General features: G+C 71.0%; 25 protein-coding genes, 1 tRNA gene and 1 riboswitch. Of the genes, 12 read left to right on the top strand and 14 right to left on the bottom strand.

Features of this window, described 5'->3' with window-relative positions:
- Positions 1–29 precede the first annotated feature (29 nt).
- The 5 genes from rsmA to ABZX11_RS13475 all read left to right on the top strand — a co-directional run bounded on the left by rsmA (position 30) and on the right by ABZX11_RS13475 (position 7086).
- Positions 30–866 carry a 16S rRNA (adenine(1518)-N(6)/adenine(1519)-N(6))-dimethyltransferase RsmA gene (gene rsmA / locus ABZX11_RS13455; RefSeq protein WP_354912903.1) on the top strand — a complete coding sequence of 279 codons (837 nt, stop codon included), beginning with the start codon at positions 30–32 and terminating at the stop codon, positions 864–866.
- Positions 867–992: 126 nt separating this feature from the next.
- A riboswitch (SAM riboswitch) is annotated at positions 993–1083 on the top strand.
- A gap of 209 nt (positions 1084–1292) precedes the next feature.
- Positions 1293–2306: an ATP-binding cassette domain-containing protein gene (locus ABZX11_RS13460; RefSeq protein ID WP_354912905.1), complete on the top strand. Its 1014-nt coding sequence runs from the start codon at positions 1293–1295 to the stop codon at positions 2304–2306.
- Positions 2307–2375: 69 nt separating this feature from the next.
- Positions 2376–3338, top strand: a complete 963-nt coding sequence (locus ABZX11_RS13465) for a 4-(cytidine 5'-diphospho)-2-C-methyl-D-erythritol kinase (RefSeq protein ID WP_176174797.1) — start codon at positions 2376–2378, stop codon at positions 3336–3338.
- 219 nt (positions 3339–3557) lie between these two features.
- Complete coding sequence (locus ABZX11_RS13470) at positions 3558–5321, top strand: ABC-F family ATP-binding cassette domain-containing protein (protein ID WP_354912908.1); 1764 nt, start codon at positions 3558–3560, stop codon at positions 5319–5321.
- A gap of 76 nt (positions 5322–5397) precedes the next feature.
- Complete coding sequence (locus ABZX11_RS13475) at positions 5398–7086, top strand: fatty acyl-AMP ligase (protein ID WP_354912910.1); 1689 nt, start codon at positions 5398–5400, stop codon at positions 7084–7086.
- A gap of 42 nt (positions 7087–7128) precedes the next feature.
- On the opposite strand, the gene ABZX11_RS13480 is transcribed toward ABZX11_RS13475, so the two are convergent.
- The 4 genes from ABZX11_RS13480 to ABZX11_RS13495 form a co-directional block, all read right to left on the bottom strand.
- A complete protein-coding gene (locus ABZX11_RS13480) occupies positions 7129–7485 on the bottom strand; it encodes a DivIVA domain-containing protein (protein WP_176174800.1) in 357 nt (118 codons plus the stop codon).
- A gap of 182 nt (positions 7486–7667) precedes the next feature.
- The gene (locus ABZX11_RS13485; protein WP_176174801.1) at positions 7668–7991 is read right to left on the bottom strand and encodes a DivIVA domain-containing protein; all 324 of its coding nucleotides are present in this window, start codon (positions 7989–7991) and stop codon (positions 7668–7670) included.
- A gap of 21 nt (positions 7992–8012) precedes the next feature.
- Positions 8013–8606 carry an aminoacyl-tRNA hydrolase gene (gene pth / locus ABZX11_RS13490; protein WP_354912912.1) on the bottom strand — a complete coding sequence of 198 codons (594 nt, stop codon included), beginning with the start codon at positions 8604–8606 and terminating at the stop codon, positions 8013–8015.
- Positions 8607–8615: 9 nt separating this feature from the next.
- Complete coding sequence (locus ABZX11_RS13495; RefSeq protein WP_176174803.1) at positions 8616–9215, bottom strand: 50S ribosomal protein L25/general stress protein Ctc; 600 nt, start codon at positions 9213–9215, stop codon at positions 8616–8618.
- 351 nt (positions 9216–9566) lie between these two features.
- Here ABZX11_RS13495 and ABZX11_RS13500 point away from each other — a divergent pair, with 351 nt between their 5' ends.
- Both ABZX11_RS13500 and ABZX11_RS13505 read left to right on the top strand, forming a co-directional pair.
- Positions 9567–10661, top strand: coding sequence for a hypothetical protein (locus tag ABZX11_RS13500; protein WP_354913110.1), 1095 nt, complete (start codon positions 9567–9569; stop codon positions 10659–10661).
- Positions 10662–10760: 99 nt separating this feature from the next.
- Complete coding sequence (locus tag ABZX11_RS13505; protein WP_354912914.1) at positions 10761–11402, top strand: NAD(P)H-binding protein; 642 nt, start codon at positions 10761–10763, stop codon at positions 11400–11402.
- Here the strand turns inward: ABZX11_RS13505 and ABZX11_RS13510 are convergent.
- The 5 genes from ABZX11_RS13510 to ABZX11_RS13530 all read right to left on the bottom strand — a co-directional run bounded on the left by ABZX11_RS13510 (position 11396) and on the right by ABZX11_RS13530 (position 16690).
- Positions 11396–12262, bottom strand: coding sequence for a TIGR03621 family F420-dependent LLM class oxidoreductase (locus tag ABZX11_RS13510; protein ID WP_354912916.1), 867 nt, complete (start codon positions 12260–12262; stop codon positions 11396–11398). The genes ABZX11_RS13505 and ABZX11_RS13510 overlap by 7 nt on opposite strands.
- 64 nt (positions 12263–12326) lie before the next feature.
- The gene (locus ABZX11_RS13515) at positions 12327–13307 is read right to left on the bottom strand and encodes a ribose-phosphate diphosphokinase (protein WP_176174806.1); all 981 of its coding nucleotides are present in this window, start codon (positions 13305–13307) and stop codon (positions 12327–12329) included.
- Positions 13304–14779 (bottom strand): bifunctional UDP-N-acetylglucosamine diphosphorylase/glucosamine-1-phosphate N-acetyltransferase GlmU, encoded by a 1476-nt coding sequence (gene glmU / locus ABZX11_RS13520; protein WP_176174807.1) that lies wholly within the window; start codon positions 14777–14779, stop codon positions 13304–13306. Before glmU ends, ABZX11_RS13515 begins: the two co-directional genes overlap by 4 nt.
- Before the next feature lie 48 nt (positions 14780–14827).
- Positions 14828–16582, bottom strand: coding sequence for a GGDEF domain-containing protein (locus ABZX11_RS13525; protein WP_176174808.1), 1755 nt, complete (start codon positions 16580–16582; stop codon positions 14828–14830).
- Between the two features lie 36 nt (positions 16583–16618).
- A tRNA-Gln gene (locus tag ABZX11_RS13530) sits at positions 16619–16690 on the bottom strand.
- Between the two features lie 205 nt (positions 16691–16895).
- On the opposite strand from ABZX11_RS13530, the gene ABZX11_RS13535 reads away from it, so the two are divergent.
- The 3 genes from ABZX11_RS13535 (at position 16896) to ABZX11_RS13545 (ending at position 19502) form a co-directional block, all read left to right on the top strand.
- Positions 16896–17861 carry an acyl-CoA desaturase gene (locus ABZX11_RS13535; RefSeq protein WP_354912919.1) on the top strand — a complete coding sequence of 322 codons (966 nt, stop codon included), beginning with the start codon at positions 16896–16898 and terminating at the stop codon, positions 17859–17861.
- A gap of 95 nt (positions 17862–17956) precedes the next feature.
- Positions 17957–18550 (top strand): TetR/AcrR family transcriptional regulator, encoded by a 594-nt coding sequence (locus ABZX11_RS13540; protein ID WP_003062116.1) that lies wholly within the window; start codon positions 17957–17959, stop codon positions 18548–18550.
- Between the two features lie 31 nt (positions 18551–18581).
- Entirely contained in the window at positions 18582–19502 is a 921-nt protein-coding gene (locus tag ABZX11_RS13545; protein ID WP_354912921.1) for a GNAT family N-acetyltransferase, read from the top strand.
- On the opposite strand, the gene ABZX11_RS13550 is transcribed toward ABZX11_RS13545, so the two are convergent.
- Positions 19462–19854: an NUDIX domain-containing protein gene (locus tag ABZX11_RS13550; protein WP_254897124.1), complete on the bottom strand. Its 393-nt coding sequence runs from the start codon at positions 19852–19854 to the stop codon at positions 19462–19464. The genes ABZX11_RS13545 and ABZX11_RS13550 overlap by 41 nt on opposite strands.
- Positions 19851–20243, bottom strand: coding sequence for an NUDIX domain-containing protein (locus ABZX11_RS13555; RefSeq protein ID WP_354912923.1), 393 nt, complete (start codon positions 20241–20243; stop codon positions 19851–19853). Before ABZX11_RS13555 ends, ABZX11_RS13550 begins: the two co-directional genes overlap by 4 nt.
- 65 nt (positions 20244–20308) lie before the next feature.
- On the opposite strand from ABZX11_RS13555, the gene ABZX11_RS13560 reads away from it, so the two are divergent.
- Positions 20309–21034, top strand: a complete 726-nt coding sequence (locus tag ABZX11_RS13560; protein ID WP_176174814.1) for an SDR family oxidoreductase — start codon at positions 20309–20311, stop codon at positions 21032–21034.
- 139 nt (positions 21035–21173) lie between these two features.
- Positions 21174–22058, top strand: a complete 885-nt coding sequence (locus ABZX11_RS13565) for a hypothetical protein (protein WP_354912925.1) — start codon at positions 21174–21176, stop codon at positions 22056–22058.
- 190 nt (positions 22059–22248) lie between these two features.
- Here ABZX11_RS13565 and ABZX11_RS13570 read toward each other — a convergent pair whose 3' ends face one another.
- The 3 genes from ABZX11_RS13570 to ABZX11_RS13580 form a co-directional block, all read right to left on the bottom strand.
- A complete protein-coding gene (locus ABZX11_RS13570; protein ID WP_176174816.1) occupies positions 22249–23436 on the bottom strand; it encodes a PQQ-dependent sugar dehydrogenase in 1188 nt (395 codons plus the stop codon).
- A 78-nt stretch (positions 23437–23514) separates the two neighbouring features.
- Positions 23515–24171, bottom strand: coding sequence for a response regulator transcription factor (locus tag ABZX11_RS13575; protein ID WP_354912927.1), 657 nt, complete (start codon positions 24169–24171; stop codon positions 23515–23517).
- Complete coding sequence (locus ABZX11_RS13580; RefSeq protein ID WP_354912929.1) at positions 24168–25286, bottom strand: histidine kinase; 1119 nt, start codon at positions 25284–25286, stop codon at positions 24168–24170. The genes ABZX11_RS13575 and ABZX11_RS13580 overlap by 4 nt, the downstream gene beginning before the upstream one ends.
- Positions 25287–25316: the final 30 nt, after the last annotated feature.

A 25316-nucleotide genomic window follows, 5' to 3' on the forward strand; every position in this document is an offset into this window, starting at 1 on the left:
CCGGATCCGGGTTCAAGTAGGCTCGTCCGGTGGTTGAACTGCTGGGACCGGCCGAAATCCGCGGGCTGGCGGCCGAACTCGACGTGCGGCCGACCAAGAAGCTCGGGCAGAACTTCGTGCACGATCCCAACACCGTCCGGCGGATCGTCGAGCTCGCGAACGTCACCGAAGACGATCTCGTCCTCGAGGTCGGGCCCGGGCTCGGGTCGCTGACCCTGGGCCTGCTGGCCACCGGCGCGCGGGTCGTCGCCGTCGAGATCGATCCCAAGCTCGCCGAACGGCTGCCCAAGACCGTCGCCGAACGCGGGCCCGAGGCCGCGGACCGGCTGACCGTCGTCGGGGCCGACGCCCTGCGCGTCACCCGCGCGGAGCTGGGTGAGCCGACCGCGCTCGTCGCCAACCTGCCCTACAACGTCGCCGTGCCCGTCGTCCTGCACCTGCTGGCCGAGGTGCCGTCGCTGCGCTCCGGGCTCGTCATGGTGCAGACCGAGGTCGCGGACCGGATGGCCGCCGGCCCCGGCAGCCGGATCTACGGCGTCCCGAGCGTCAAGCTCGCCTGGTACGGCTCCGCACGCAAGGTCGCCGCCGTGCCACGCTCGGTGTTCTGGCCGGTGCCGAACGTCGATTCCGCGCTCGTCGCCTTCGAACGTGCGGACTCGACCGCGTCCGCCGACCGGGACGTCCTCTTCGGCCTGGTGGACGCCGCCTTCTCACAACGCAGGAAGACGCTGCGGGCCGCGCTCGCGGGCTGGGCGGGCTCGGCCGAGCAGGCGGGCGAACTCCTCGCCGCCGCCGGGATCGATCCCAAAACCCGTGGTGAGCAGCTCGACGTGCACGACTTCGCCCGGATCGCCGCCGCGCGCTAGCCGTTCCACTGTGGAAGCGTGAAAATACGCCCTCTCCGCCCTTGATCCCGCGATCCGGACACCGCCAGTCGTGTGATCTGGGCCAACGGGCTTGCTTTCGATCCGTGGGATCGGTTTTACTCAGTACGTCCATCCCGAGCGACTGAGAGACCTGGCTCGCCGAAGTCGCAGCAACCACCCTCCGCAGGGCAGGTGCTACCGCCAGGACCGATGGAGGCCGTTTTCGATGAAGAGGGTAGCTCGCCCCCTGCTCCTGACCAGGCGTCGCGTAGTCGACGAAGGCCGCCGCTCCGTGACCGCATGTCGACGCTCCAACTGAGCTTGTCGTAGCCGGTCCACCTCTTCTTCACGCACCGTCCCAACCGGACGGAACTCGCTTGCGGCCGGGTGCTGCGCGCTGCCTGCACCCCGTTTTCTGGAGCCTTCGTGATCACCGTCGAAAACCTGTCCAAATCCTTTGCCACCAACGGAAACTCGGTCGTCGCCCTGCGGGACGTGAGCGTCGACGTCCAGGCCGGCTCGCTGTTCGGCGTGGTCGGCCCGGCCGGGTCCGGCAAGTCCGTCCTCGCCCGGTGCATCGCCCTGCAGGAGCGCCCCGACCGCGGCGTCGTCCGCCTCGACGGCCTCAACACCGGCACTCTCGACGGCCGCCGGCTCCGCGAAATCCGCCGTCAGCTCGGCGTCGTCTCGACGAAGCCGGAGCTGATCGCCGAGCGCACCATCGCCGGCAACATCGCTTCCCCGCTGGAGCAGCTCGGCGTCGACGGCCCGCAGCGCCGCAGCCGGGTCGGCTCGCTGCTCGACCTCGTCGGCCTGACCCAGCGCGCCGCGCAGCGCCCCGGCGAGCTGTCCGCCGGTCAGCTCCGCCGCGCCGCGGTCGCGAAGGCGCTGGCGGCGGCCCCCGCCGTGCTGCTCGCCGACGACCCGACCGCCGGCGTCGACCCGGAGGAGGCCGGCGCGGTGCTCGCCGTCCTCGACCGGGCCCGCTCCGAGCTCGGCACCACGGTCGTCGTCACGACGCCGGACGCCGGCGTGGTCCGCCGGGTCTGCGACGACGTCGCGGTGCTGGAGGACGGCACCGTCATCGAGCGCGGCTCGGTGCTCGACCTGATCTCGAACCCGGGCAGCCGCACAGCGCAGGCGCTGCTGCCGGCCATCGAGACGACCCGCTCGCAGGCGGCGCGCTACGACCGCTCGGCCGACGTCGTGCTGATCGGCTTCGCTTCGGTGGGCGCGCTGCTGCCCGAGGCCGCGGGCCGCTTCGACGTCGAGTTCGCCACCATCGGCGGCGGCCTGACCCGCATCGGCGACACGCCGGTCGGCCGGTTCCGCCTGGGTGTCCGCGGTGAGCGGGCCGATGCGGCGCTGGCCTGGGTCGCCGAGCGCGGTGGCCACGTCACGCACACCGCGCGTGGCCCGCAGGGTGTCGCGGCTGCCTGATCGTTGTCCCGGAACGCCCCGATGTGCACGTCGCATCGGGGCGTTTCCGCGGGCACGTAGGCTGGTCGGGTGCTCGCTGTAGTTCCGCCCCCAGTCACCGTCCGGGTCCCGGCCAAGGTCAACCTGCACCTTTCGGTCGACGACCTGCGGGAAGACGGTTACCACGAGCTGGTCACCGTGTTCCAGGCGCTGTCGCTGACCGACGAGGTGACCGTCGCGGTCACCGAAGAGCCCGGCATCGAGGTCTACGGCGAAGGGGAGGGCTCGGTGCCGACCGGCCCGGAAAACCTGGCCTGGCGGGCCGTCGAAGCGCTGGCCGCGCACGTCGGGCGCACCGGCGAGCCGAAGGTCAGGGTGGTGCTGCGCAAGGGCATCCCGGTGGCAGGCGGCATGGCGGGCGGCAGCGCCGACGCGGCGGCGACGCTGGTCGGGCTGGCTTCCCTGTGGAACCTCGACGTCACGCGCGACGAGCTGGCGGAGATCGCCGCCGGCCTGGGTAGCGACGTTCCGTTCGCGCTCTACGGCGGCACCGCGCTGGGCACCGGCCGCGGCGAGCAACTGGTCCCGGTGCTGTCGCGGCACACGTTCCACTGGGTGCTGGCCTTCGCCGCCGAAGGGCTGTCGACGCCGAAGGTGTTCGGCGAGCTGGACCGCCTGCGCGCGGCGGGCAACCCGCCCCGGATCGGCTCGCACACACCGGTGGTCGAGGCACTGGCCTCGGGCGACCCGCGTCAGTTGGCCCTGCTGCTGGGCAACGACCTCCAGGCGGCGGCGGTCTCGCTGCGGCCGGACCTGCGCCGCACGCTCCGGGCGGGGGTGAACGCGGGCGCGCTCGCGGGCACGGTGTCGGGTTCCGGCCCGACGTGCGCGTTCCTCTGCGAAGACGGGCAGTCGGCGGTGGAGGTCGCGGCCGAGCTGTCGGGCGCGGGCGTGTGCCGGACGGTCCGCGTGGCCCACGGCCCGGTCCCGGGAGCCAGGGTGGTCGGCGGGGACGACGCGCCGCGGCCGGCCCCGCCGCGGGTGCACGCATGAAGCACGCCGAGTTCGCGTTCCCGGGAATACGATCCCGTCGGTCTCGCGTTGTACACGGAACCGATGAGCCGCGGTGTCTTTCCGGGACCGGAGCTGGCTCCTCGTCCTCGCGCCGGTGCGCTTCCCCCGTGGTCGAAGCGGTGCCCGCGCTGAGAAATCCCCATTTCACCGGGACCGTCGTGCCCCGGTTCAAGACAGTGGAAAGGATCGGCTGAGCGGATGGCCAACCTGGTCAACCTGGAGGCGGTGAGCAAGTCCTACGGGGTTCGCCCGCTCTTGGACGGCGTTTCCCTCGGCATCGCGGCCGGGCAGCGCATCGGCGTCGTCGGCCTCAACGGCGGCGGCAAGACCACGCTGCTGGAGGTCCTTTCCGGACTGTCCGAACCGGACTCCGGGCGGGTGAGCCACGTGCGTGACCTGCGGATGGCCGTGGTCACCCAGCGCACGGAACTCCCGGACGGCAGCACGGTCGGCGACGTCGTGCTCGAACGCTACGGCGCCGAGCACGAATGGGCCGCCGACGCCCGCGTTCGGTCTATTGTGGACGGACTCAGGATCACCGCGATCGGCCTGGACACGCCGACGGCGAACCTCTCCGGCGGTGAGCGGCGTCGGGTCTCCCTGGCCGCCGCGCTGACCGGGGAACTCGACCTGATCGTGCTCGACGAGCCGACCAACCACTTGGACGTCGAAGGTGTCCGCTGGCTCGCCGACCACCTGCTGGCCCGGAAGGTCGCCGTCGTGGTCGTCACGCACGACCGGTGGTTCCTCGACACCGTCGCGACGCTGACCTGGGAGGTCGCGAACGGCCGCGTCGAGCAGTACGAAGGTGGTTACGCCGACTGGATCTTCGCCCGCGCCGAGCGCGCGCGGCTGGCCGCGACGGCCGAGGAGAAGCGGCAGAACCTGGCCCGCAAGGAGCTCGCCTGGCTGCGCCGCGGCCCGCAGGCGCGCTCGTCGAAGCCGCGCTACCGGGTCGAGGCGGCCGAAGCGCTGATCGCCGATGTCCCGCCGCCGCGTGACTCCGTGGAGCTGCAGGCGTTCGCGAAGCGGCGGCTCGGGAAGACCGTGCTGGAGCTGGAAGACACGACGTACCAGGTCGGCGACCGGACGCTGCTGGACCACGTCACCTGGCGGGTCGGGCCGGGCGACCGGATCGGGCTGGTCGGGGTGAACGGCTCGGGCAAGACGTCGCTGCTGAAGCTGCTCGGCGGCGACGTCGAGGGCTCGACCGGCCGCCGGATCCAGGGCAAGACGGTGGCGCTCGCGCACCTGCGCCAGGAGCTCGACGACCTGCCCGGCGACCTGCGCGTGCTGCAGGCGATCGAGCAGGTGGCCGGGCGCGTGGTGTTCGGCAAGCAGGAGATGACGGCGTCGCAGCTGGGCGAGAAGCTCGGCTTCCCGCAGGCCCGCCAGTGGACCCCGGTGGCGGACCTGTCCGGCGGCGAGCGGCGCCGGCTCCAGCTGTGCCGGCTGCTGATGGCCGAGCCGAACGTCCTGCTGCTCGACGAGCCGACGAACGACCTGGACATCGACACCCTCCAGCAGCTCGAGGACCTCCTCGACGGCTGGCCGGGCACGATGGTGGTGGTCTCCCACGACCGCTACCTGGTGGAACGCGTCTGCGACACGATCGTCGCCCTGTTCGGCGACGGCCGCATCACCCACCTCCCGGGCGGCATCGAGGAGTACCTGAACCGCCGGGCGGCGGCTCTTCCGGCCGCGGGTCCGGCACCTTCGGTGGCGAAAGCCGAGGCGAAGAAGTCGGCGGCGGACCTGCGCGCGGCCCAGAAGGAACTGGGGCGGCTGGAGCGCAAGCTCGACCAGCTGCACGCGAAGGAGGAGAAGCTCCACGCGTCCCTGCTGGCGGCGGCCACGGACCCGGCGAAGCTGATGGAGCTGAACGCGGAGCTGAAGGGCGTGCAGGGCGAGATCGAGGACGTCGAGGGCCGCTGGCTGGAGACGTCCGAGCTGCTGGAGTGAACGCGCTTCCCGCCTGGCCGGGGGAGTTTTCCCGTTGATCGGCGGATGTTGACGCCGAGACAGTAATGTTCCGGCTATGAGCAGGTTCGTGGACACGCTGGTCGCCACCGCGACGGGGCGGGGTCAGCAGCGGGGCATGGTCACCGGGGAGCCGAAGGAGCCGGTTCGGCGGACCTGGAGCGAGGTGCACGAAGAAGCCCGGCGGATCGCCGGTGGGCTCGTCGCCGCGGGGTTCCGGCCGGGAACCGCCGTCGGCGTGCTCGCCGCCGCGCCCGTGCTGATCGCGCCGACCGTGCAGGCCGTGTGGCTGGCCGGGGGCAGCGTCACCATGCTGCACCAGCCGACCCCGCGCACCGATCTCGCGGAGTGGGCCGAGGACACCGTGCGGGTGCTCGGGATGATCGGCTCCGAGCTCGTGCTGCTGGGCGAGCCCTTCGACCAGCTCGCGCCGGTGCTGGAGCAGAAGGGCATCGGGTACAAGCTCATCACCGAGCTCGCCGGAGCCGAGCCGCTCGCCGACGTCGTCACCACCGACGAGGGCGACACCGCGCTCCTGCAGCTCACCAGCGGCTCGACCGCCGACCCGAAGGCCGTGCGGATCACCTACGGGAACCTGTACTCCAACGTCAAGGCCATGGTCGAGCGCGCGGAGTTCGACTTCGACGTCGACGTGATGGTGTCCTGGCTGCCGACGTTCCACGACATGGGGATGGTCGGCTTCCTGACCGTGCCGATGACCTTCGGCGTCGAGCTGGTCAAGATCACGCCGGTCGAGTTCCTCTCCGGGCCGCTGATCTGGCCGCAGCTGATCACCAAGTACGGCGGCACCACGACGGCGGCGCCGAACTTCGCGTACGCGATCGTCGGGCGCCGGATGGCCCGCGTCGACGAAGACGACGCTTTCGACCTTTCGAAACTGCGCATCGCGCTGAACGGCGCCGAGCCCATCGACGAGTCCGCCGTCCAGACCTTTGTGGACGCCGGCGCGCGGTTCAAGATGCCCGCCGAGTGCGTCTTCCCGGCCTACGGCATGGCGGAAGCGACGCTCGCGGTGTCGTTCGCACCGCTGTTCACCGGCCTCACCCTCGACGTCGTCGAAGCCGACGCGCTGGAGGCGGAGAACCGAGCGGTGCCGGTCCCCGAGGACGACCCGCGGCGCGGCACCGACGGCGTCCGGTCGTTCGCGCTGCTCGGCCGGCCCCTCGACGGGCTCGAGGCGGAGATCGTCGACGAGACGGGCGCGCGGCTGGGTGAGCGCCAGGTCGGCGAAATCCGGCTCCGCGGCGAGGCCGTGACGCCCGGCTACCTCACGATGGACGGCCCGGTCGCGACGCAGGACGAGGACGGGTGGCTGAACACCGGGGACCTGGGTTACCTGGTCGACGGCCAGATCGTCATCTGCGGCCGCCGCAAGGACGTCATCATCATGGGCGGCCGCAACCTGTACCCGACGGACATCGAGCGCGCGGCAACGTCGGTCGAGGGCGTCCGCGCGGGCAACGCGGTGGCGGTCCGGCTGGACGCGGGCAGCCGCCGCGAGCGGTTCGCGGTGGTGGTGGAGTCGAAGCTGGCGGGCGACGCCGAGGCCGAGAAGAACCTGATGAAGCAGGTCTCGGCCCGAGTCCGCGACGCCGTCGACATGCGGCCGTACGCGGTGGTGGTGCTCCCGGCGGGCAGCCTGCCGAAGACACCGTCGGGCAAGGTGAAGCGCGCGGCGACGGCGGTCCAGTTCGCGGACAAGATCTCGAAGAACGCCGACGCCTGACGTACTCCGGCGGCGGGCCTCGATGGCCCGCCGCCGGAACGGTCAGCGTTGCTGGACGCGCACCGCCCGGATGGTGGGCGGGGTAGCCCGCTCAGCCGTGGCCTCGGTCGACGTCCGTGCCCCCGGCAGGTCCGGGGCCTGGCCGGTACGGCTGGCCAGCTGGTCCTCCACCACGTCCAGAAACTCGTCGACTTCGCGTTCGTCGTAGCCGCGCTTGCCGATCAGGGGCTTGGCGAACATCACGTGGTGCACTTCGGCCGCGGTCAGGTCGTCCTCGTCGGTGAGCGTCTTGGCGATCCGCCGGATGAACGCGTCGACCTCATCCTTCGCGTAGCCACGGCGGCCGATCGGGGCGTTACCGAAGGTGACCTCGGCGAGGTCTTCGGCGGTGAACGACATGGAACTCTCCGATTCCGGGTTGGGCGGGTGCGAAAACTCCCGTACACCGTCCTAACCCGCGGACAGCCTCCCCGAAAGGGCGGAACCCCAACCTCACCCCCACGGGCGGCCGCACGCCTGCCTTCGGGTGAGTCCGCGCTACCGAGCGCTGTGTAACCGGGTTCACAGGGTGACGTGGAACGTCAGCTGCGCCCGAACCACTTCCGGGTGCCCTGCGGCCGCTGCGGCTCCTCCTCGACCACCACCGGCCGCGGGTTGCGGAGCTCGACCAGCGCCGCTTCGGCTTCGTCGAGGAACAGGTCGACCTGGGCCTGGTCGTAGCTGCGCATGCCGACAGGCATGATCGTGAACTCGACGTAGTGGATGTCGTCCGGCGTCAGGATGTTGCGCCCGGCCAGTGCCTCGGCGATGAGGTCGAGGAAGGCGTCCACCTCGTCCTCGTTGTAGCCGCGCCGGCCGAACCGGGGTTTGCCGAAGGCGATCGCCCGGACTTCGTCGGGGGTCATGGCTTCACCTCGCCACCCATGTCAGCCCGCGTGGAAGGCGTTCTGCGCGGCCGCGAGGCCGGTGCCGATCAGCGCTTCGGTCGCGTCCGCGCACCGATCCACCTCCAGCGGGAGTTCCTTGCGCTCGACGGTCGAGAAGTCCTTCAGCACGAAGTCCGCCGGGTCCTGGCGGCCGGGCGGGCGGCCGATGCCGAACCGCACCCGGTAGTAGTCGCGGGTGGCCAGCGACTTCGTGATCGACCGGAGCCCGTTGTGCCCGTTGTCGCCGCCACCGAACTTGAGCTTCAGCGCACCGAAGTCCACGTCGAGCTCATCGTGCACCACGACCACGCCGGACGGCGGGACTTTGTAGAACTTCGCTACGCCGACCACCGGTCCGCCGGAGAGGTTCATGTACGAGCGCGGCTTCACCAGCACCACGCGGCGGCCGGCCAGCCGGCCTTCGAGGACCTCACCGCCGGTCTTGTGCGCCTTGAACTTGCCGCCGACCCGGGCGGCGAGCTCGTCCAGCACCATGAATCCGACATTGTGCCGGTTTCCGGCGTATTGGGGTCCTGGATTGCCAAGGCCGGCGAGCAAAACAAGCTCGCCGGCCCCGGGCAGGTCTTCCGTCATACGGTGATGCTATTCGGCGGCTTCGGCCGACTCTTCGCCAGCTTCGGCGTCTTCGTCGGTCTCTTCACGCTGCGGCTCGTTGACGGCCACGACGAGCGACTCCGGGTCGGTGACCAGGGTCGCGCCCTGGGGCAGCTCGATCTGGCCGGCCAGGATCTGGGTGCCGACCTCGAGGCCCTCGATCGAGACCTCGACCTGCTCCGGGATGTGCAGCGCCTCGACCTCGACCTGCAGGGTGTCGACGTCCTGGTTGACCAGGCCGCCGGGGCCGGGGGTGCCGGAGACGACGACCGGGACGTCGACGGTGACCTTCTCGCCGCGCTTGACGACCAGCAGGTCGACGTGCTCGATGTAGTTCTTCAGCGGGTGCACCACGATGGTCTTGGTCAGGGCCAGCTCGCTGGCGCCCTCCAGGTCCAGGGTGATGACGGCGTTCGAGCCGTTCTCGCGCACGACGCGGGCGAACTCGATGGCCGGCAGCGCGAAGTGCCGCGGGTCCGAGCCGTGGCCGTACAGCACGGCGGGGATCTTGCCGGCGCGACGCGTGCGACGCGCGGCGCCCTTGCCGAACTCGGTGCGCGGCTCGACGGACAGACGTACCTCGGACACGGTGTGGCACTCCTTCAAATCAAGACAGCATGCTGCGGCGGGGGAAGCCGGTGTGTGTTCTGTTCAAGGAAGTTTCGGCGGCGAGTTTCCGGGCGTGCACGACGACGGGGGCTACTCGAGCCGCCGCGTCGATCACGCCGGGCACCCCAGAAGGGCCCCGCCTCGCCGAGACAACTTCAAGAGTGTAAACCAACCTCATCACGGTGGGTTGCGGCGGGTGCCCGGCCCAGGCTAGAACCCTCCTGGAACCCCGGTACGTGACGACACAAATCCGGTGGCGGATCGACGTCGGCCGAGGTGTGCTCGGTAGCGGGAGAGCAGGGGGCGGGAATGCGCGCTCGGTGGAGCAGGGTGGCGGCGGTGCTGCTGCTGGGTGGAGTGCTGGCCGGCTGCCAGGTGGCCGTGGCCGGGACCGCCGGGGTCTCCGCGGCCGACCAGGCGACGGCCGACCGGCGCGCGCAGCAGCGCACCGCGGTCGAAGCGGCACTGACCGCGCTGGGCCAGGCGCCGGCGGTCGCGCTGAAGTCCACGGTGAAGGGCGCCGAGCAGCAGTTCCGGATCACCCGCGGCGGGTACGCCGTCGGCGGCCTGCCGCTGGAAGGCCGGTTCGTCCAGGTCACGGTGGCCGCGAACCAGTTCTTCCTGCAGGCCGACGCCGACTACTGGAAGGCGCACGCCATCGACGAGGGCACGCAGTTCGGCACCAGCTGGGTGCGTTCGCTCGGCTCCGAACTGCCCTTCGACCCGGCGGCCCGCTTCTCGCCGCCCGCCCTCGCCGAAGGCCTGCGCAAGGCACTGTCCGGGCTCGACCGGATGGGCGAGCCGGTCATCGAGAAGCTGCCCGACGGCACCGAGGTCTACCAGCTGGGCGCGGCCCCGAGCGTGCTGCGCGTGACGACGGCCAAGCCGAACCGCGTCGTCAGCTTCGCCCCGGCCCTGCTCGACCCGCAGAACGGGCCGAAGTACGGCGCCGAGTTCGGCGTCACCGCGCTCACCGGCGACGCGGTCAAGGCGTTCCACACCGATCTCGACACCGCGGTCGGCGGGCTGGGCCAGCCGTTCGAGGGGCTGGTGCAGGCCAGCGCCGTCGTCACCAACGACAAGCTTGACTGCAAGGACTTCGTCGGCTCCTGCACGACGACGGTCGACGTCTCCAACAGCGTCGTCGGCACGCCGGCGTCGGGGGAGAAGAGCGTCGTCCACATCACCCTGTCGGTCGAGGTCAGCGCCGAGTCGCTCGGTGCGCAGACGTGCACGGCGGCCGGGGACGCGGAGCCGTACAAGACGATCCAGCTCTCCTGCGCGGTGAAGTTCAAGCTGCCCAACCGCACGGCCAGCTACCAGGTGCTCTCCAAGCCGAACGCCACGGCGGAGGTCCGCGCGGGCCTGGACGTCAACGCCGTGAAGCAGAAGGTGGCCGCGGAGTTCGCCGGCCTGGGCGGCTGACCTGGGCACCTACCCCCAGGTGTGTTGCTTCCGTTGAAGTAGGTGATCTTCCGTTCCTAGCATCGGCTGCGGACAGCCGAAACGAACGGAGAATCAGACATGGCCAAGCTGGTCATTTTCGGGGGAACCGGGTACGCCGGGAGCCGCATCGGCGCGGAGGCGCTGCGCCGCGGGCACGACGTCGTCGGGGTCGCGCGCCACGCGGGTTCGGTGCCCGAAGGCGTCGAAGCGGTGCAGGGCTCGCTGCACGACGAAGAGTTCGTCGCGCAGCTCGCCAAGGACGCCGACGTCATCGTGGTCGCCACCCCGGCCCGGGAGCTCGACGGCGAGAAGCTGATCGACGCCGTCCCGGCGCTGGCGCGGATCGCGAGCGAGCACGGGGCCCGGCTGTCGTTCGTCGGCGGGGCGGCCAGCCTGCACGTGGCCGAGGGCGGCCCGCGGCTGTTCGACACCCCGGAGTTCCCGGCCGAGTACAAGGAGGAGGCCGGCAACCACGCCGAGGTCCTCGGGCTGCTGCGCGAGCAGCCCGAGAACGTCGACTGGTTCTACGTCAGCCCGGCCGCCGAGTTCGGTGCCTGGACCCCCGGTGAGCGCCGTGGCGAGTTCCGGGTCGGTGGCGACGTCCTGCTGACCGACGAGAACGGCCGCTCGCACATCGGCGGCGACGACTTCGCGATCGCCTACGTCGACGAGATCGAGCAGCCGAAGCACCGCCGGGCCCGGTTCACCGTCGCTTACTGAAGTTCCCGGATCACCGGCGCGAAGGTTTCGAGGTACTGCTCGAACACCGTGATGTACGAGAAGCCGTACCGCTCGCGCCGGGTTTCCAGCTGCCCGGCGATCTCCTCGACCGTGCCCAGCAGCAACTGGGGCGCGTCGAGGAGCTCCCGGGCGTCCGGGACGGCGCTGCGCTCGGTCTTTTCGTGCCACGCTTCGGCGGCGGCAAGACGGTCGCCGGTGACCTCGACGTGCTGGACCAGCATGTTGCGCTCGACATCGCGGCCGGTCTTCGCGCGGAAGTGGGCGACGCGCTCGTCCATCGCTTCGGCGTTGTCCAGCTTGAAGGTGCCGGGTGGCTTGCCGGGCTGCTGCCGCAGGCCGCCGAACCCGACGATGTCGGCGTGCTCCGCGGCCAGGTCCAGGACGCCGTCGCTGTTGCCCGCGATGAGCAGCCGCGGGTGCTCGATGCCCTCGTCCTCGAAGTGTTTCCGCAGGTAGCCGAGGCTCTCGCCGAGGTAGGCGATGCGCTCGGCGGCCTTCTGCCACGGCAGGCCGGCGGCGTCGAACTCGCTCTTCATGTGCCCGGCGCCGAGCCCGAGGTCGAGGCGGCCGTCGAGCAACGCGGCCGTCGAAGAGGCTTCGCGCGCGAAGAGGGCGAGGTTGTAGAAGGGCACATTGGACACCAGCGTGCCCAGCCGCGGCCGTTCGGTGACGGCGGCCGCCATGGCCAGCACCGGGAACGGCGCGAACCGGCCGGTGCCGAGGTGGTCGGGCACGGTGATGACGTCGTAGCCGAGCTCTTCGGCCCGGCGGCACTTGGCGATCCAGGCGTCCCGGCCGCCGGTTTCCCGGAGGCTGACGCCGAACTTGAACTTCCCCATGCCGGGGACGCTAGTGCCGGGAACCCCCGCCGGGCGCGGAGTTCGCGCCCGGCGGAAGGGAACCTCAGGCGTTGCCGTCGAAGAGGGACGTCACCGAGCCGTCTTCGAAGACCTGCTGGATGGCTTCGGCCAGCATCGGGGCGATCGACAGCACGGTCAGGCCCGGGAACCGCTTCTCCTCCGGGATCGGCAGCGAGTTCGTCACGATGACTTCGCGCGCCTTGCAGGAGGAGAGCCGCTGGGTGGCCGGGTCGGACAGGATCCCGTGCGTCGTCGCGATGACGACGTCGGCCGCGCCCTCTTCGATCAGGGCCTCGGTGGCCTTCACGATCGTGCCGCCGGTGTCGATCATGTCGTCGATCAGCACGCAGAGCTTGCCCTCGACCTTGCCGACCACGCGGTTGGCCACCGCCTGGTTGGGCTTGTCCGGGTCACGCGTCTTGTGGATGAACGCGATCGGGCGGTCGCCGAGCTGGGCGGCCCACTTCTCGGCCAGCCGCACGCGGCCCGAGTCCGGGGAGACGACCGTGATGTCCGCGTCGCCGTAGGTGGCCTTGATGTGGTCGGCCAGCACGGTCTGCGCCATCAGGTGGTCGACCGGGCCGTCGAAGAAGCCCTGGATCTGCGCGGTGTGCAGGTCGACGGTCATGATCCGGTCGGCGCCCGCGGTCTTGAACAGGTCCGCGATCAGCCGCGCGGAGATCGGCTCGCGGCCCTTGTGCTTCTTGTCCTGGCGCGCGTACGGGTAGAACGGCATCACCACGGTGATCCGCTTCGCGCTCGCCCGCTTGAGCGCGTCCACCATGATCAGCTGCTCCATCACGTACTCGTTGATGGGCGTGGTGTGCGCCTGGATGACGAAGGCGTCGGTCCCGCGGACGGACTCCTCGAACCGGACGAACAGCTCGCCGTTGGCGAACGTGTGCGCCGTCTGCGGGGTGATCGTCACGTTGAGGTGCTTGGCGACCTCTTCGGCGAGCTCCGTGTGCGCGCGGCCGGAGAAGAGCATCAGGTTCTTCTTCGGCGTCCCTTGCTTCGGACTCATGCTGGCGACTCCCCGTCGGTTCCTGCTGCTGCTGAATCGGCGTCGAGGGCGGCCTGGGCCGCCTCCGCCGCGGGCGTACCCGGCCGGCGCCGGATCGCCCAGCCTTCGATGTTGCGCTGGGGTGGCGCCGACACCGCGAGTGTGCCTGGCGGAACGTCTTCGCGGATCACGGCACCTGCACCACTGTAAGCGCCGTCACCGATGTGCACCGGGGCGACGAAGGTGTTGTCCGCGCCCAACCGGACATACGACCCGATAACGGTCCGGTGCTTGTTCACGCCGTCGTAGTTCACGAAGACGCTGGAACAGCCGATGTTGCTGTGCTCACCGATCGTGGCGTCACCCACGTAGGTCAGGTGGGGCACCTTCGTCCCGGCGCCGATGTCGGCCGCCTTCGTCTCGACGAACGCGCCGAGCTTCGCCTTGACGCCGAGCTTCGTACCCGGCCGCAGGTAGGTGAACGGGCCGACGTTGACGCCGTCGCCGAGCTCCGAGTCCGAGCCGTGCACGCGGACGACCGAGGCGCCCGCGCCGATGGAGACGTTCGTCAGCGTGCTGTCCGGGCCGACCGTGCTGCCCTCGCCGACCGACGTCGTGCCCTTGAGCTGCACGCCGGGCTCGATGACGACGTCGCGGGCCAGCGTCACGCCCGCGTCGATCCAGGTCGTCGCCGGGTCGACGACGGTGACGCCCTCGCGCTGCCAGCGCTGCACGATCCGGCGGTTGAGCTCGGCGCCGAGCACCGACAGCTGCACGCGGTCGTTGACGCCCTCGGTCAGCCACGGGTCGTCGACGACCAGCGCGCCGACGTGCAGCCCGTCGCCGTTCGCGATGCCGAGCACGTCGGTGAGGTAGAGCTCGCCCTGTGCGTTGTCGGTCGAGAGGCGCGAAAGGCCGTCGCGCAGCACGGCCGCGTCGAAGGCGTAGACGCCCGAGTTGATCTCGGTGATCGCGGCCTGCTCCGGGGTGGCGTCCTTGTGCTCGACGATCCCGGTGACCTTGCCCGCGCTGTCGCGCACGATCCGGCCGTAGCCTGCCGGGTCGGCGACCACCGCGGTGAGCACGGTGACCGCGTTCTTCGCCTCGGTGTGCTCGTCGAGCAGCGCGGCCAGGGTGGTGGTGTCGAGCAGCGGGACGTCCCCGTAGCTGACGATCACCGTGCCGGTGACGTCGGCGGGCAGCGTCGCGAGCGCGCAGGACACGGCGTGGCCGGTGCCCTTCTGCTGGTCCTGCACCGCGGTGCCGACCGGGCGGCCGAGGGCGGTGCCGAGCTGTGCGAGGTGTTCGCCGACCAGCTCGCGGCCGTGGCCGACGACCACGACGAGGTGTTCGGGGTTCAGGCCGGCGGCGGCCCGGACGGCGTGTTCGACCAGGGGCCGCCCGGCGATCGGGTGCAGCACCTTGGGCGTCGAGGAACGCATGCGGGTGCCTTCACCCGCGGCCAGGATCAACGTGCTCAGCGGGCCGGTCAACGGCGCTCCCAACGGTTACCAAAAGATGGCTTCTGTCGGGCACCGATCCTAACCGTGGTCTTCGGCGTCCCACGCGGGGTCGGTGGGCGGGGCCTCGCCCGCCCACGCGGCGGCCGGGTCCGCGGCCATCGAGTTCGCCGACGCCACCTGGTTGCCGCCGCCGCGTTTTGCCTGGTACATGGCCGCGTCCGCGCGCGCGAGGACCTGCTCGCCGCGTTCCTGCGGGCGCAGCGACACCAGCCCGATCGACAGCGTGACGCCGTGCGAAAGGTGGTGCGGCAGGTTGGAGACGGACTTCACGGCGCGGCCGAGCGCCATCTTCGCCGCGGACGCCGGCGTGCCCGGGAGCAGCACGATGAACTCGTCGCCGCCGTAGCGCGCCACCAGGTCGTCGCCGCGCAAGGCGTCACGAAGGGTGCTCGCCACGACACGCAGCACGTTGTCGCCTTCGGCGTGCGACTGCTTGTCGTTGACGCCCTTGAAGCCGTCGAGGTCGACCAGCGCGACCGCCAGCGGCTGCGCGTCGGCCGAGGAGGCGAGCTGACGCAGCTTCTCGTCCAGCGCGCGCCGGTTCGGCAGGCCGGTGAGCGGGTCCTGCAGCGCCTGCTGGGTGATCGCGCCGTGCTCGGCGGACAGCCGTTCGTGCTCGCGGCGGGCGTTCAGCGTGGCGATCTGCGACTCGCGCAGGCTCCACATCTCCGACTCCAGCCGCCGCGCGTAGTCGATCAGCGACTCGCTGGCGCCCGAGGCGTAGTCCGGGGTCGTGTCGAGCCGGGCCAGTTCGCGGGCGATGTTCAGCCGCATCGACGGCTGCGAGGTGTCGTCCGAGATCGACTGGCGGGTCTCGCGCAGGACCGACAGCGCCTCGTCGCGGCGGCCCTCCTTGTCCAGGCAGCGCGCCAGCGCGATCGCCACGATCTCGCGGTCGTGCCCGAACGCGCGCTCGCCGTAGAGGTTCTGCAGCCGCTCGATGTGCTCGGCGCCCGGCTGGTTCAGCGCCGGGGCCGCGGCCAGGACGCCGACCTGGTCGATTGCTGCGATGTTCGCCTTGCGCGGGAACAGCGACTCGGCGAACGGGCCTTCGGCGGCCGCGCCCATCGACGCCGCGGTGCGGAACTTCTCCGCGCTTTCGTCGTACTCGTCGATGCGCTCCAGCCGCAGGCCCCAGCCGAGCAGCATCTTGATCCGGTTGATCAGCTGCAGGGCGATGTCGTGCGGGCTCGCGCTCTCGCGGATGGCCGCGGCGGCCCGGCCGATCACCTCCTCGGCCGCTTCGTAGACGCCGAGCTGGTTGAGCACCAGCCAGCAGTCGATCAGCGTGGAGGAGAGCAGCCGGTTCCAGTTGCGCAGCCCGACCTGGCGGTCCGGGATGGTCGAGTCGTCGAGGATGGCCAGCGCCCTGGCGATCTCGGTGAGCGCGGCGTCCTCCTGCGCGGCGATCACCAGCCGGCGCCCGCGCAGGGCGTGCGCGTCGGCGCGCAGCAGGGCGATGCCGTGGCGGCGGGTGTGCGCGAGCATCTCGTCGAGCCGGGGCTCGGCCTCCGCGGCCAGGCCCTTCGTGGCCAGCCGCGCCAGCGCCGACGAGCGCAGCAGCTGGGCCACCAGCAGGGGCTCGCCGCGCCGCTGGGTCTCGTCGAGCAGCTCGTCCATCATCGCGACGATCTCGAGCTGCTGGGTGTACTCGTGGCGCTGGACCGCGGCGTTGAGCTCCCGCGCGCGCCCGACGATCCAGGCGTCGGACATCTCGGCCAGCGCGGGCCGCCTGGCCGTCACCGGGTCGGTCGCCTCGTCGGTCAGCGCCAACCTCCCGGTGTCGTGGGTTTCCGGTCCTTACTGCTGCTCCGCCGCCAGGATTCGAACCTGAACTGTCAGAACCAAAATCTGAAGTGCTGCCGATTACACTACGGCGGATCGATCCTGGTCAGGATAGCGACGATCGGGTGTCGTCCGCGCGGGGGATGCGTTAGACGCGTCACGGGCGGGTAACCGATCTCCGGGACGGTGTGTGTGTTCGGGCACTCCCCAGCCGCCCGAACCTCCTGTACCGTAACTTACGGCATCGTAGGTTAGGGCGCCCTTGGTAGCAGGCGTGCCCGTGTAGGAAGAAGTGAAGCGTATGACGGCCACGCTCGACCGCTCTCAGCCCACCGGGGAGCCGGAGGCCCCCAAGGGGCCCAAACCTGTCATCGACGGCAAGCGCGGCATCGGCGTGCAGCTGTCGGTCTACTTCGGTGTGATCGCCCCGCTGGTGGCCCTGCTGGTCGCGGTGCCGTTCGCGTGGGGCTGGGGGCTGAGCTGGGTCGACGTCGCCATCTTCGTGGTGTTCTACGCCATCAGCGGGCTCGGCATCACGGTGTCGTACCACCGCTACTTCACGCACGGCTCGTTCAAGGCCAAGCAGTGGCTGCGCGTGTTCATGGCCATCGCGGGCAGCATCGCCCTGCAGGGCCCGGTGATCACCTGGGTCGCCGACCACCGCCGCCACCACGCGTTCTCCGACCGCGACGGCGACCCGCACTCGCCGTGGGCGTTCGGCACCTCGCCGTGGGCCATCGCCAAGGGCTTCTGGCACGCCCACATGGGCTGGCTGTTCGAGCGCGACCAGACCAACGCCGAGCGCTTCGCGCCGGACCTGGTGAAGGACCCGGCGATCAAGAAGGTCGACGACCTGTTCTGGCTGTGGGCCCTGGTCAGCCTGGTGCTGCCGGCCATCCTGGGCGGGCTCATCTCGTGGTCGCTGTGGGGCGCGGTGACGGCGTTCTTCTGGGCCGGGCTGGTCCGCATCTGCGTGCTGCACCACGTGACCTGGTCGGTCAACTCGATCTGCCACATGATCGGGGAGCGCCCGTTCGCCGCCCGCGACAAGTCGGCCAACTTCTGGCCGCTGGCGATCTTCTCCTTCGGCGAGTCGTGGCACAACCTGCACCACGCCGACCCGACGTCCGCGCGCCACGGCGTCAAGCGCGGTCAGATCGACATCTCCGCGCGGCTGATCTGGATCTTCGAGAAGTTCGGCTGGGTGCACGACGTCCGCTGGCCGACGCCGCAGCGGCTGGCCCGTATCGCGACGGAAAAGGGCTAGTCAACTAGGCTGCCCCGATGGCGGGGAGACGACGTTCGAAGCGTGAGCAGCAGGTCACCGGGGCCCGTCCGGCCGCCCCGGTGACCCGCGTCCGGATGACCGGCACCGAGCGGCGTCAGCAGCTGCTGAACGTGGCTCGGGCCCTGTTCGCCGAGAAGGGCTTCGACGGCACGTCGATCGAAGAGATCGCCCACCGCGCCAACGTGTCCAAACCGGTGGTGTACGAGCACTTCGGCGGTAAAGAAGGCATCTACGCGGTGGTCGTGGACCGCGAAACCCAGCTCCTGCTCGACCGGATGGTTTCGACCCTCCACGGCGGCCACCCGCGCGCGATGCTGGAGCAGGCGGCGACGGCGCTGCTGTCCTACGTGGAGGATTCCCACGACGGGTTCCGCATCCTGGTCCGCGACTCCCCGGTGGCGAGCTCGACGGGGACGTTTTCCACGGTCCTGAACGACATCGCGAGCCAGGTCGAGCACATCCTGGCCCAGCAGTTCGCGGCCCGCGGCTACGACGAGAAGCTGGCCGCGCTGTACGCGCAGGCGCTGGTGGGCATGGTGGCGCTGACCGGCCAGTGGTGGCTGGACGCGCGCAAGCCCAAGCGCGACGAGGTTGCGGCGCACCTGGTCAACCTCGCGTGGAACGGCTTGTCACACCTGGAGCACAAGCCGAAGCTCCGGCTGGGGTAAACGGCTGGACGGCTCTGCGACAGTGGTGGGTATGGCCGAGTTCGCGAAGTTGCGGCACATGCAGAGCCTGGCGCAGCGCATCACCGCCACCCACCCGGAGCTGGTCAACGCCGACGCGTCGTACGGCGAGCTGGCCTGGAACTGGGGCCGCACGGGCGGCGAGGGCGAGCACCGGCTGTGGTTCTCCGGCGGTGAGCCGGTCGCGTGGGGCTGGGCCGAGCTGCCGCGCCGGGTCCACCGGAACGACGGCTCGGTCCGGGACATCGAGAACGCTTACCTGGCCTACCAGGTGCACCCGGCCCACGCTGAGCTGGTCGACGAAGTGATCGCCTGGTACGCGGAGACGGCGCCCGGCGTCACACGCACGCTGCTCCCGGCGGCGGCGGATTCCTTTGCTTTGCAGCGCTGGGCCGCGCACGGCTACGAGCCCGATGCGCCCGACGCGTGGTCGCAGCTCAACTCGCGTGAACTGGATGAGCTGGAGGAACCTTCACTGCCGGAGGGGTTTTCCTTCCGCACCGCGGCGGAGGTCGCGCCGGAGGCCGTGGTCCAGGCGCACGTGGACGCCTGGACGCCGACGTCGTACACGGTGGCGTCGTACGAGAGCCTGCGGCGCGCCCCGGGCTACCGCGCCGACCTGCACGTCCTGGTGGAGGCGCCGGACGGGACGATGGCGTGCTCGACGATCATGTGGCTCGACGAGGTGAACGAGACGGTCGAGTTCGAGCCGGTCGGCACGCACCCGGGCTACCGGCGCAAAGGGCTGGCCCGGGCAATGCTGCTGCACGGGATGAAGCTGGCGACCGAGGCGGGCGCCCGGCACGCGACGGTCGTGTGCATGGGCGAGGCGGCGCCGGCCCGGGAGTTGTATTACGGAGTGGGGTTCCGGGCGTTTTCGCGGGACGCGCCGCTCATCGCAACTGCCCGGCCTGGTGCAGGTGGTCGAAGATGAGCTGGTCCACCGCGGAAACCCGCCCGCGGTCGGCGTAGCCGAGCCACGCGATCTCTTCGATCTCGCTGCTCGCCTTCAGAGTGCCGCGGTAGCCGGCGGTGTAGCAGGTCATCCGGACCAGCGTGCCCGCGGCGTGGCCGTCCGCCTGTGCTTCGAACGTCCCCGCGGCGGCGACCGATTCCGGCACGATCGCCACGTCGAGTTCCTCGCGGATCTCGCGGACCAGCGTGTCCCGGTCGGTTTCGCCGGGCTCGCGCTTACCGCCGGGAAGGTAGTACACGTCCTTGCCGCGCGAGCGCGTGCTGAGGATCCGGCCGTCCACCAGGTGGATCCAGGCGATCTTGTCGATCACCGCAGCAGGCCGGTTTCGTGCAGGTGGTCGAAGATCTGCTGTGCCACCAGCGAAACCCGCGGCCGGTCCGCGTAGGTGAGCCACGCGATCTCTTCGATCTCCGCGCACGCCTGGGGTGTCCCGCGGTACTCGGCCGAGTACGCCGTGGTGCGGACGATCGTGCCCTCCGCGTGGCCGTGCGCTTGGCCCTCGAACGTGCCGGCCGGCGCGATCGACTCGACCGAGATCTCCACCCCGAGTTCTTCGCGGATTTCGCGGACCAGCGTCTCGGCGTCGGTTTCACCGGGCTCGCGTTTGCCGCCGGGGAGGTAGAACTTGTCCTTGCCCCGCGAGCGGGCTGCCAGGATTCGGCCGTCCGCGACGTGGATCCAGGCGATCTTGTCGATCACGCCAGTGCCGCCACGGCCTCGTCGATCTTGCTCATGCCCCGATCCTAGGCACTAGGGTCGAGCGCATGGGGAACAACAGGGAAATCGTGGTGACGGGCGGCGGCACGGGCATCGGCTACGCCGTGGCGGCGGCCTTCGCGCAGGCCGGCGAGCGCGTCACGATCACCGGGCGCCGGGAAAAGGTGCTCACCGAAGCCGCGGCGCTCGCCGGTGCGCGGCCCGTCGTCTTCGACGCCGCCGATCCGGCCGCCGTCGAAGCCGCTCTGGACGAGCTGCCGGACCGCGTTGACGTCCTGGTCAACAACGCCGGCGGCAACACGGACTTCCTCGACGGCGACGAAAGCGGCCTGGCCGGCTTCGCGGCCGCGTTCGAGCGGAACCTGAAGTCCAATGTGGTCAGTGCGGCGCTGGTGACCCACGCGCTGCGCGACCGCCTCGCCGACGGCGCGCGGATCATCACCATCGGCTCGATCGCCGCGCACACCGGCGCCGGGTCGTACGGCGCCGCGAAGGCCGCGGTCGAAGGCTGGAACGTCAGCGTGGCCCGGGAGTTCGGGCCGCGCGGGATCACCGCGAACGTCGTCGCGCCGGGGCTGATCGGGGAGACCGAGTTCTTCCACGGGCAGCTCAGCGACTCGCGCCGCGAGTGGCTGATCGGCAACACGATGAACAAGCGACCCGGCACACCGGAAGACGTCGTCGCCGTCGTGACGTTCTTGGCGAGCCCCGCCGCGGGGCACGTCACCGGGCAGGTCGTGCACGTCAACGGTGGGGCTCACCTGGGCAAATAACGCCCGGACATCGGCCGATCGGCCGATGCGCGCGCCGGTTGTCCGCCGGACGGCCGGAACACCCTGGCTCATCGGGCGATACCCGCGGCGCACCTCCGCCATAGCTTCGGATCCCTCACCGATCCGGCGGAGGTGCACCGTGCTCGCACGACTGAACAACCCGAAACTGCTCGTCGGGACGGCCGTGGTCATCGTGGTCGCCGGCCTGCTGATCGCGTTCGCCGTCAACAGCGGCTCCGCGGGCGACCGCTGGCAGACCCGGTGCGCTTCGCCGCCGTCGGCTCCCGCGGGCAGGCAGGCGAACCTCGTGGCCGAAGCGCGGAAAGCGCTGCTGGACACGGGCAACGAACCCCGGCTCGGGATCGAAATCGTCGACCTGGACGCCTGCGCCGTCGAGACGCGCTGGAAGGCCGACCAGCCGCAGCCCGCCGCGTCCGTGGTCAAGCTGCTCATCGCCCTCGACCTGATCGACCGCTCCGGAGTGCCGACGGGCAGCGAAGCGACGGCCGTCCGCACCATGCTCGCCGCCAGCGACGACCACGTCGCCAGCCACCTGTGGCAGCAGAACGGCGGCCCGGAAATCGTCCGGCGGCAGGTCGCGAAGCTGAGGCTCACGCACACCACGCCGCCGGCCGACGCGGGCCAGTGGGGCTCCACCCGGATGTCGCCCACCGACGTCGTCGCGGTCTACCGGTACCTCACCGCGAAACTGCCCGAAGCAGAACGCGGGTTCCTCACCGAAGCGATGGAGAACGCCCCGCGCACCGCCGTCGACGGGTTCGACCAGCACTTCGGGATCCCGCGCGCGTTCCCGGGCACGGCGTGGGCGGTGAAGCAGGGCTGGGGCAGCTCCGAGGGCCGACGGGTGCTCAACACCACCGGCCTGGTCCGGACCACGTCCCGGACCTACGCCATCGCCGTGATGGCGTCCTGGAACGACGCCATCGACTGGCCTGCCGCGACGTCGGCGGTGACCACCGCGCTCGGTGCGCTCAAGGGTTCCCTCGGCGCCGGCAAGGCCTGATGGATGCCGGTCCCCGGGTCGCCAGGTCGGCGATGGCGCCCGGGGACCGGCGCGGTGCTGCCGCGGGAACGCACTCTTCGGACCGCGTCCAACACGCGTCGGGGGCGGGCGGAAGCTCTGGTGCACACCATGTTCCGCGAACCGCCACCCCGTGCGGAAGTGCCCACGGCACGCCGTTGCCGTGCCTTTCTCATGGTCCGGCGGGCGTGACCTTCAGCAGCTTGTCGTCCGAGCCGTCCGAGGTGGTCACGTACAGCGCGCCGTCCGGGCCGCTGCGGACCGCGCGCAGCCTGCCGAACTTGTCGTCGAACTCCGGGGGCAGCGTGACGTCGAGGACCTTCCCCGCCGGGTCCAGGTGGTACAGCAGCAGTTTCTGGCCCTTGAGCGCGACCACGACCAGCGCCCCGTCGTTCTTCCCCCACCGGTCACCGGTCAGGAAGGCGTCGCCGCTGATCGCCTCGGTCGTCTTCCCGGACGTCCACAGTGGACTCACCGCGTCCGGGAAGCGCTGGAGGTCGGTCATCGGCACGCTCTCGTCGTAGTCCGGCTCGGTGCCGCCCTTCGACGGGTCCCAGCCGTAGTTCGCGCCCGGCTTCAGCAGGTTCACCTCGTCGTCGAACGACGGCCCGTGCTCGGCGGTGATCACCTGGCCGCTGCCCGGCCGGATCGCCACGCCCTGGACGTTGCGGTGGCCGTAGGTGTAGATCAGCCGTTCGCGCGGGTCGCTCGAGCCGATGAACGGGTTGTCCGGCAACGGTTCCCCGGTCTTCGCGTCCAGCCGCAGCACCTTGCCGCCGAGGGAGTGGCGGTCCTGTGCGATCGACGCCCGCGCGGTGTCACCCGTGCCGACGAGCAGCGCGCCGTCCGGGGCGAACGTCGGACGGCAGCCGGAGTGCCGCCCGCTCGGGTTCACCGGCAGCCCGGTGAGCAGGTTCTTCACCTTCGACGCGCTCGCGCCGTCGGCGGCCAGCTTCCAGGTGACCAGCCGGATGTCGACGGCCTTGCCGCCTTCCTGGTGGTCCTGGCAGGTGATGAACTCGCGGCTGGTGGCGAAGTCCGGGCTGACGACCATGCCGAGCAGGCCGCCTTCACCCTTGACCATGACGTCGGAGAAGTCGGCGCGCACCTCGGTGGCCTGGCCGTTGCGGACCAGCGCGAGCTTCCCGGGCCGCTGCGGCACGAGGATGCCGCCGTCGGGCAGGAAGCCGACGTCCCAGCCGTGCTCCAGCCCGGCGGTCACGGTCTCGACCTTGAACGCCCCGCCGGCGGCGGCCGGCGAGGAGGCGGGCGGCACGCTCTGCACGGGCTCGCTCGCCGCCCCCGAACAGCCCAGGACCAGCAGGGACACCGCACCGATGAGACCCAGCGAACGCCGCATACGGCTCATCTTCCCAGCAACCGGTGAAATCGCCGTTCGACGCCGAGCGCGTCACCCGGCGGAGTCCTGCCGAAGCGCTCACGAACCCGGCCGCACCAGCCCGGACTCATAGGCGAAGACCACGGCGTGCACCCGGTCCCGCAGGCCCAGCTTGCCGAGCACCCGCCCGACGTGCGTCTTCACCGTCGTCTCGCCGATGTACAGCTTCCCGGCGATCTCGGTGTTCGACAGTCCGCGCGCGACGAGGCCCAGGACGTCCTTCTCCCGTTCGGTCAGCACCCCGAGCTTCGCGATGTCGACCGGATCGCGGTCGTCGGCGAGGTACCGGTCGAGCAGCCGCCGCGTGACCGACGGCGAGACCATGGCGTCGCCGCGCAGCACGCCGCGGATCGCGACCAGCATCTCCTCGGCCGGTGCGTCCTTGACGAGGAACCCGCTCGCCCCGCCGCGAAGGGCGGCGTAGGCGTATTCGTCGAGGTCGAAGGTGGTGATGACCAGGACGCGCACGTCGGGGAGCTCGGCGCAGATCCGCGCGGTCGCGGCGACGCCGTCGAGGACCGGCATCCGGACGTCCATCAGGACGAGGTCGGGCCGGAGCTCCCGGGCCAGGGTGACGGCCTCTTCGCCGTTGGCGGCCTCGCCGACGACGGTGAGGCCGTCCTGGCTTTCGACGATCATGCGCAGGCCGACGCGGACGAGCTGCTGGTCGTCGCAGAGCAGGATCCGGGTGGTCACGGGGTCACCACCAGGCTGGCGCGCACCCGGTACCCGCCGTCCGGCAGCGGCCCGGTCGTCAGCTCGCCGTGGTACATCTCGACCCGCTGGCGCATCCCGGCCAGCCCCCGACCCGAGGACGGCAGCGCCGCCGCCGGTGGCGCGTGGCCGCCCGTGTTCGTCACCTCGATCCGCACCTCGGGCTGCTCGAAAGCGACGCCGACGTGAGCGGTGGCGTCGGCAGGAGCGTGTTTGATCATGTTGGTCAGTGCCTCCTGGACTATCCGGTACGCCTGCAGCGCCGCGCTCGCGGGCAGCTCGCCCGGGTCGCCGGTCACGTCGAGGGTGACCTCGCGGCCGGACTGCCCGACCAGCTCCCGCAGCTCGGCGAGCGTCGGCTGGGGGCTGCGAGCCGCGCGGCCGGCGTGCAGGACCTCGATGAGCCGGCGGAGCTCGGCCAGCGCGTCCCGTCCCGTGTGGACGATCGTGTCCAGCGTGCGGTCGACCGCCGCCGGGTCGCGGTGGCGGGCCAGCTTGGCCCCTTCGGCGTTCAGCACGATCACGCTGATGCTGTGCGCCAGGACGTCGTGCAGCTCGCGGGCGATCCGCGTGCGCTCCTCCGCGACCGCCGCGCGGGTCTGGGCGTCGTCACGCTTCTTCTCCTCGGCGGCGAGTTCCTCCTGCTTGCGGAAGAACTCGCCGAGCGCCCACGCCGCGATGTGCAGCGGCAGGATGCCGACCAGGGCCAAGGTCGGGTTCGCCGTCTCCGGCGCGTAGAGGACGTACCACTGCGTGCCGAGCACGGCGATCGCCACCGCGATCACCGCGGCGAACCCCCGGTCCCGCCGTTTCACCAGGTTGAACAGCACCACCGCCATCGCCAGCTCGGTGCGGCCGCGGTCGTAGGCCCAGATCTCGTTGAAGTACACCACCGCCGCGCCGGCGATGGTCAGCACCGCGACCGTGCGCGGGTACCGGCGGCGCACCAGGAGCGGGAGCAGGAACAGCAGCGGGATCGCCCGCGCGATCCACGGCTCCGGGCCCGTCCAGCTCGGCGCGAGGAAGACGAAGACGCCGTACAGCGGCAGGTCCACCGTCCACCGGTGCCAGCGCACCCACACGACGAGACGCTCCATGGCGTCGAACGTAGCGCCGGGAACGGCCCG

Source organism: Amycolatopsis sp. NPDC004169 (assembly GCF_040610315.1).
GTDB lineage: Bacteria > Actinomycetota > Actinomycetes > Mycobacteriales > Pseudonocardiaceae > Amycolatopsis.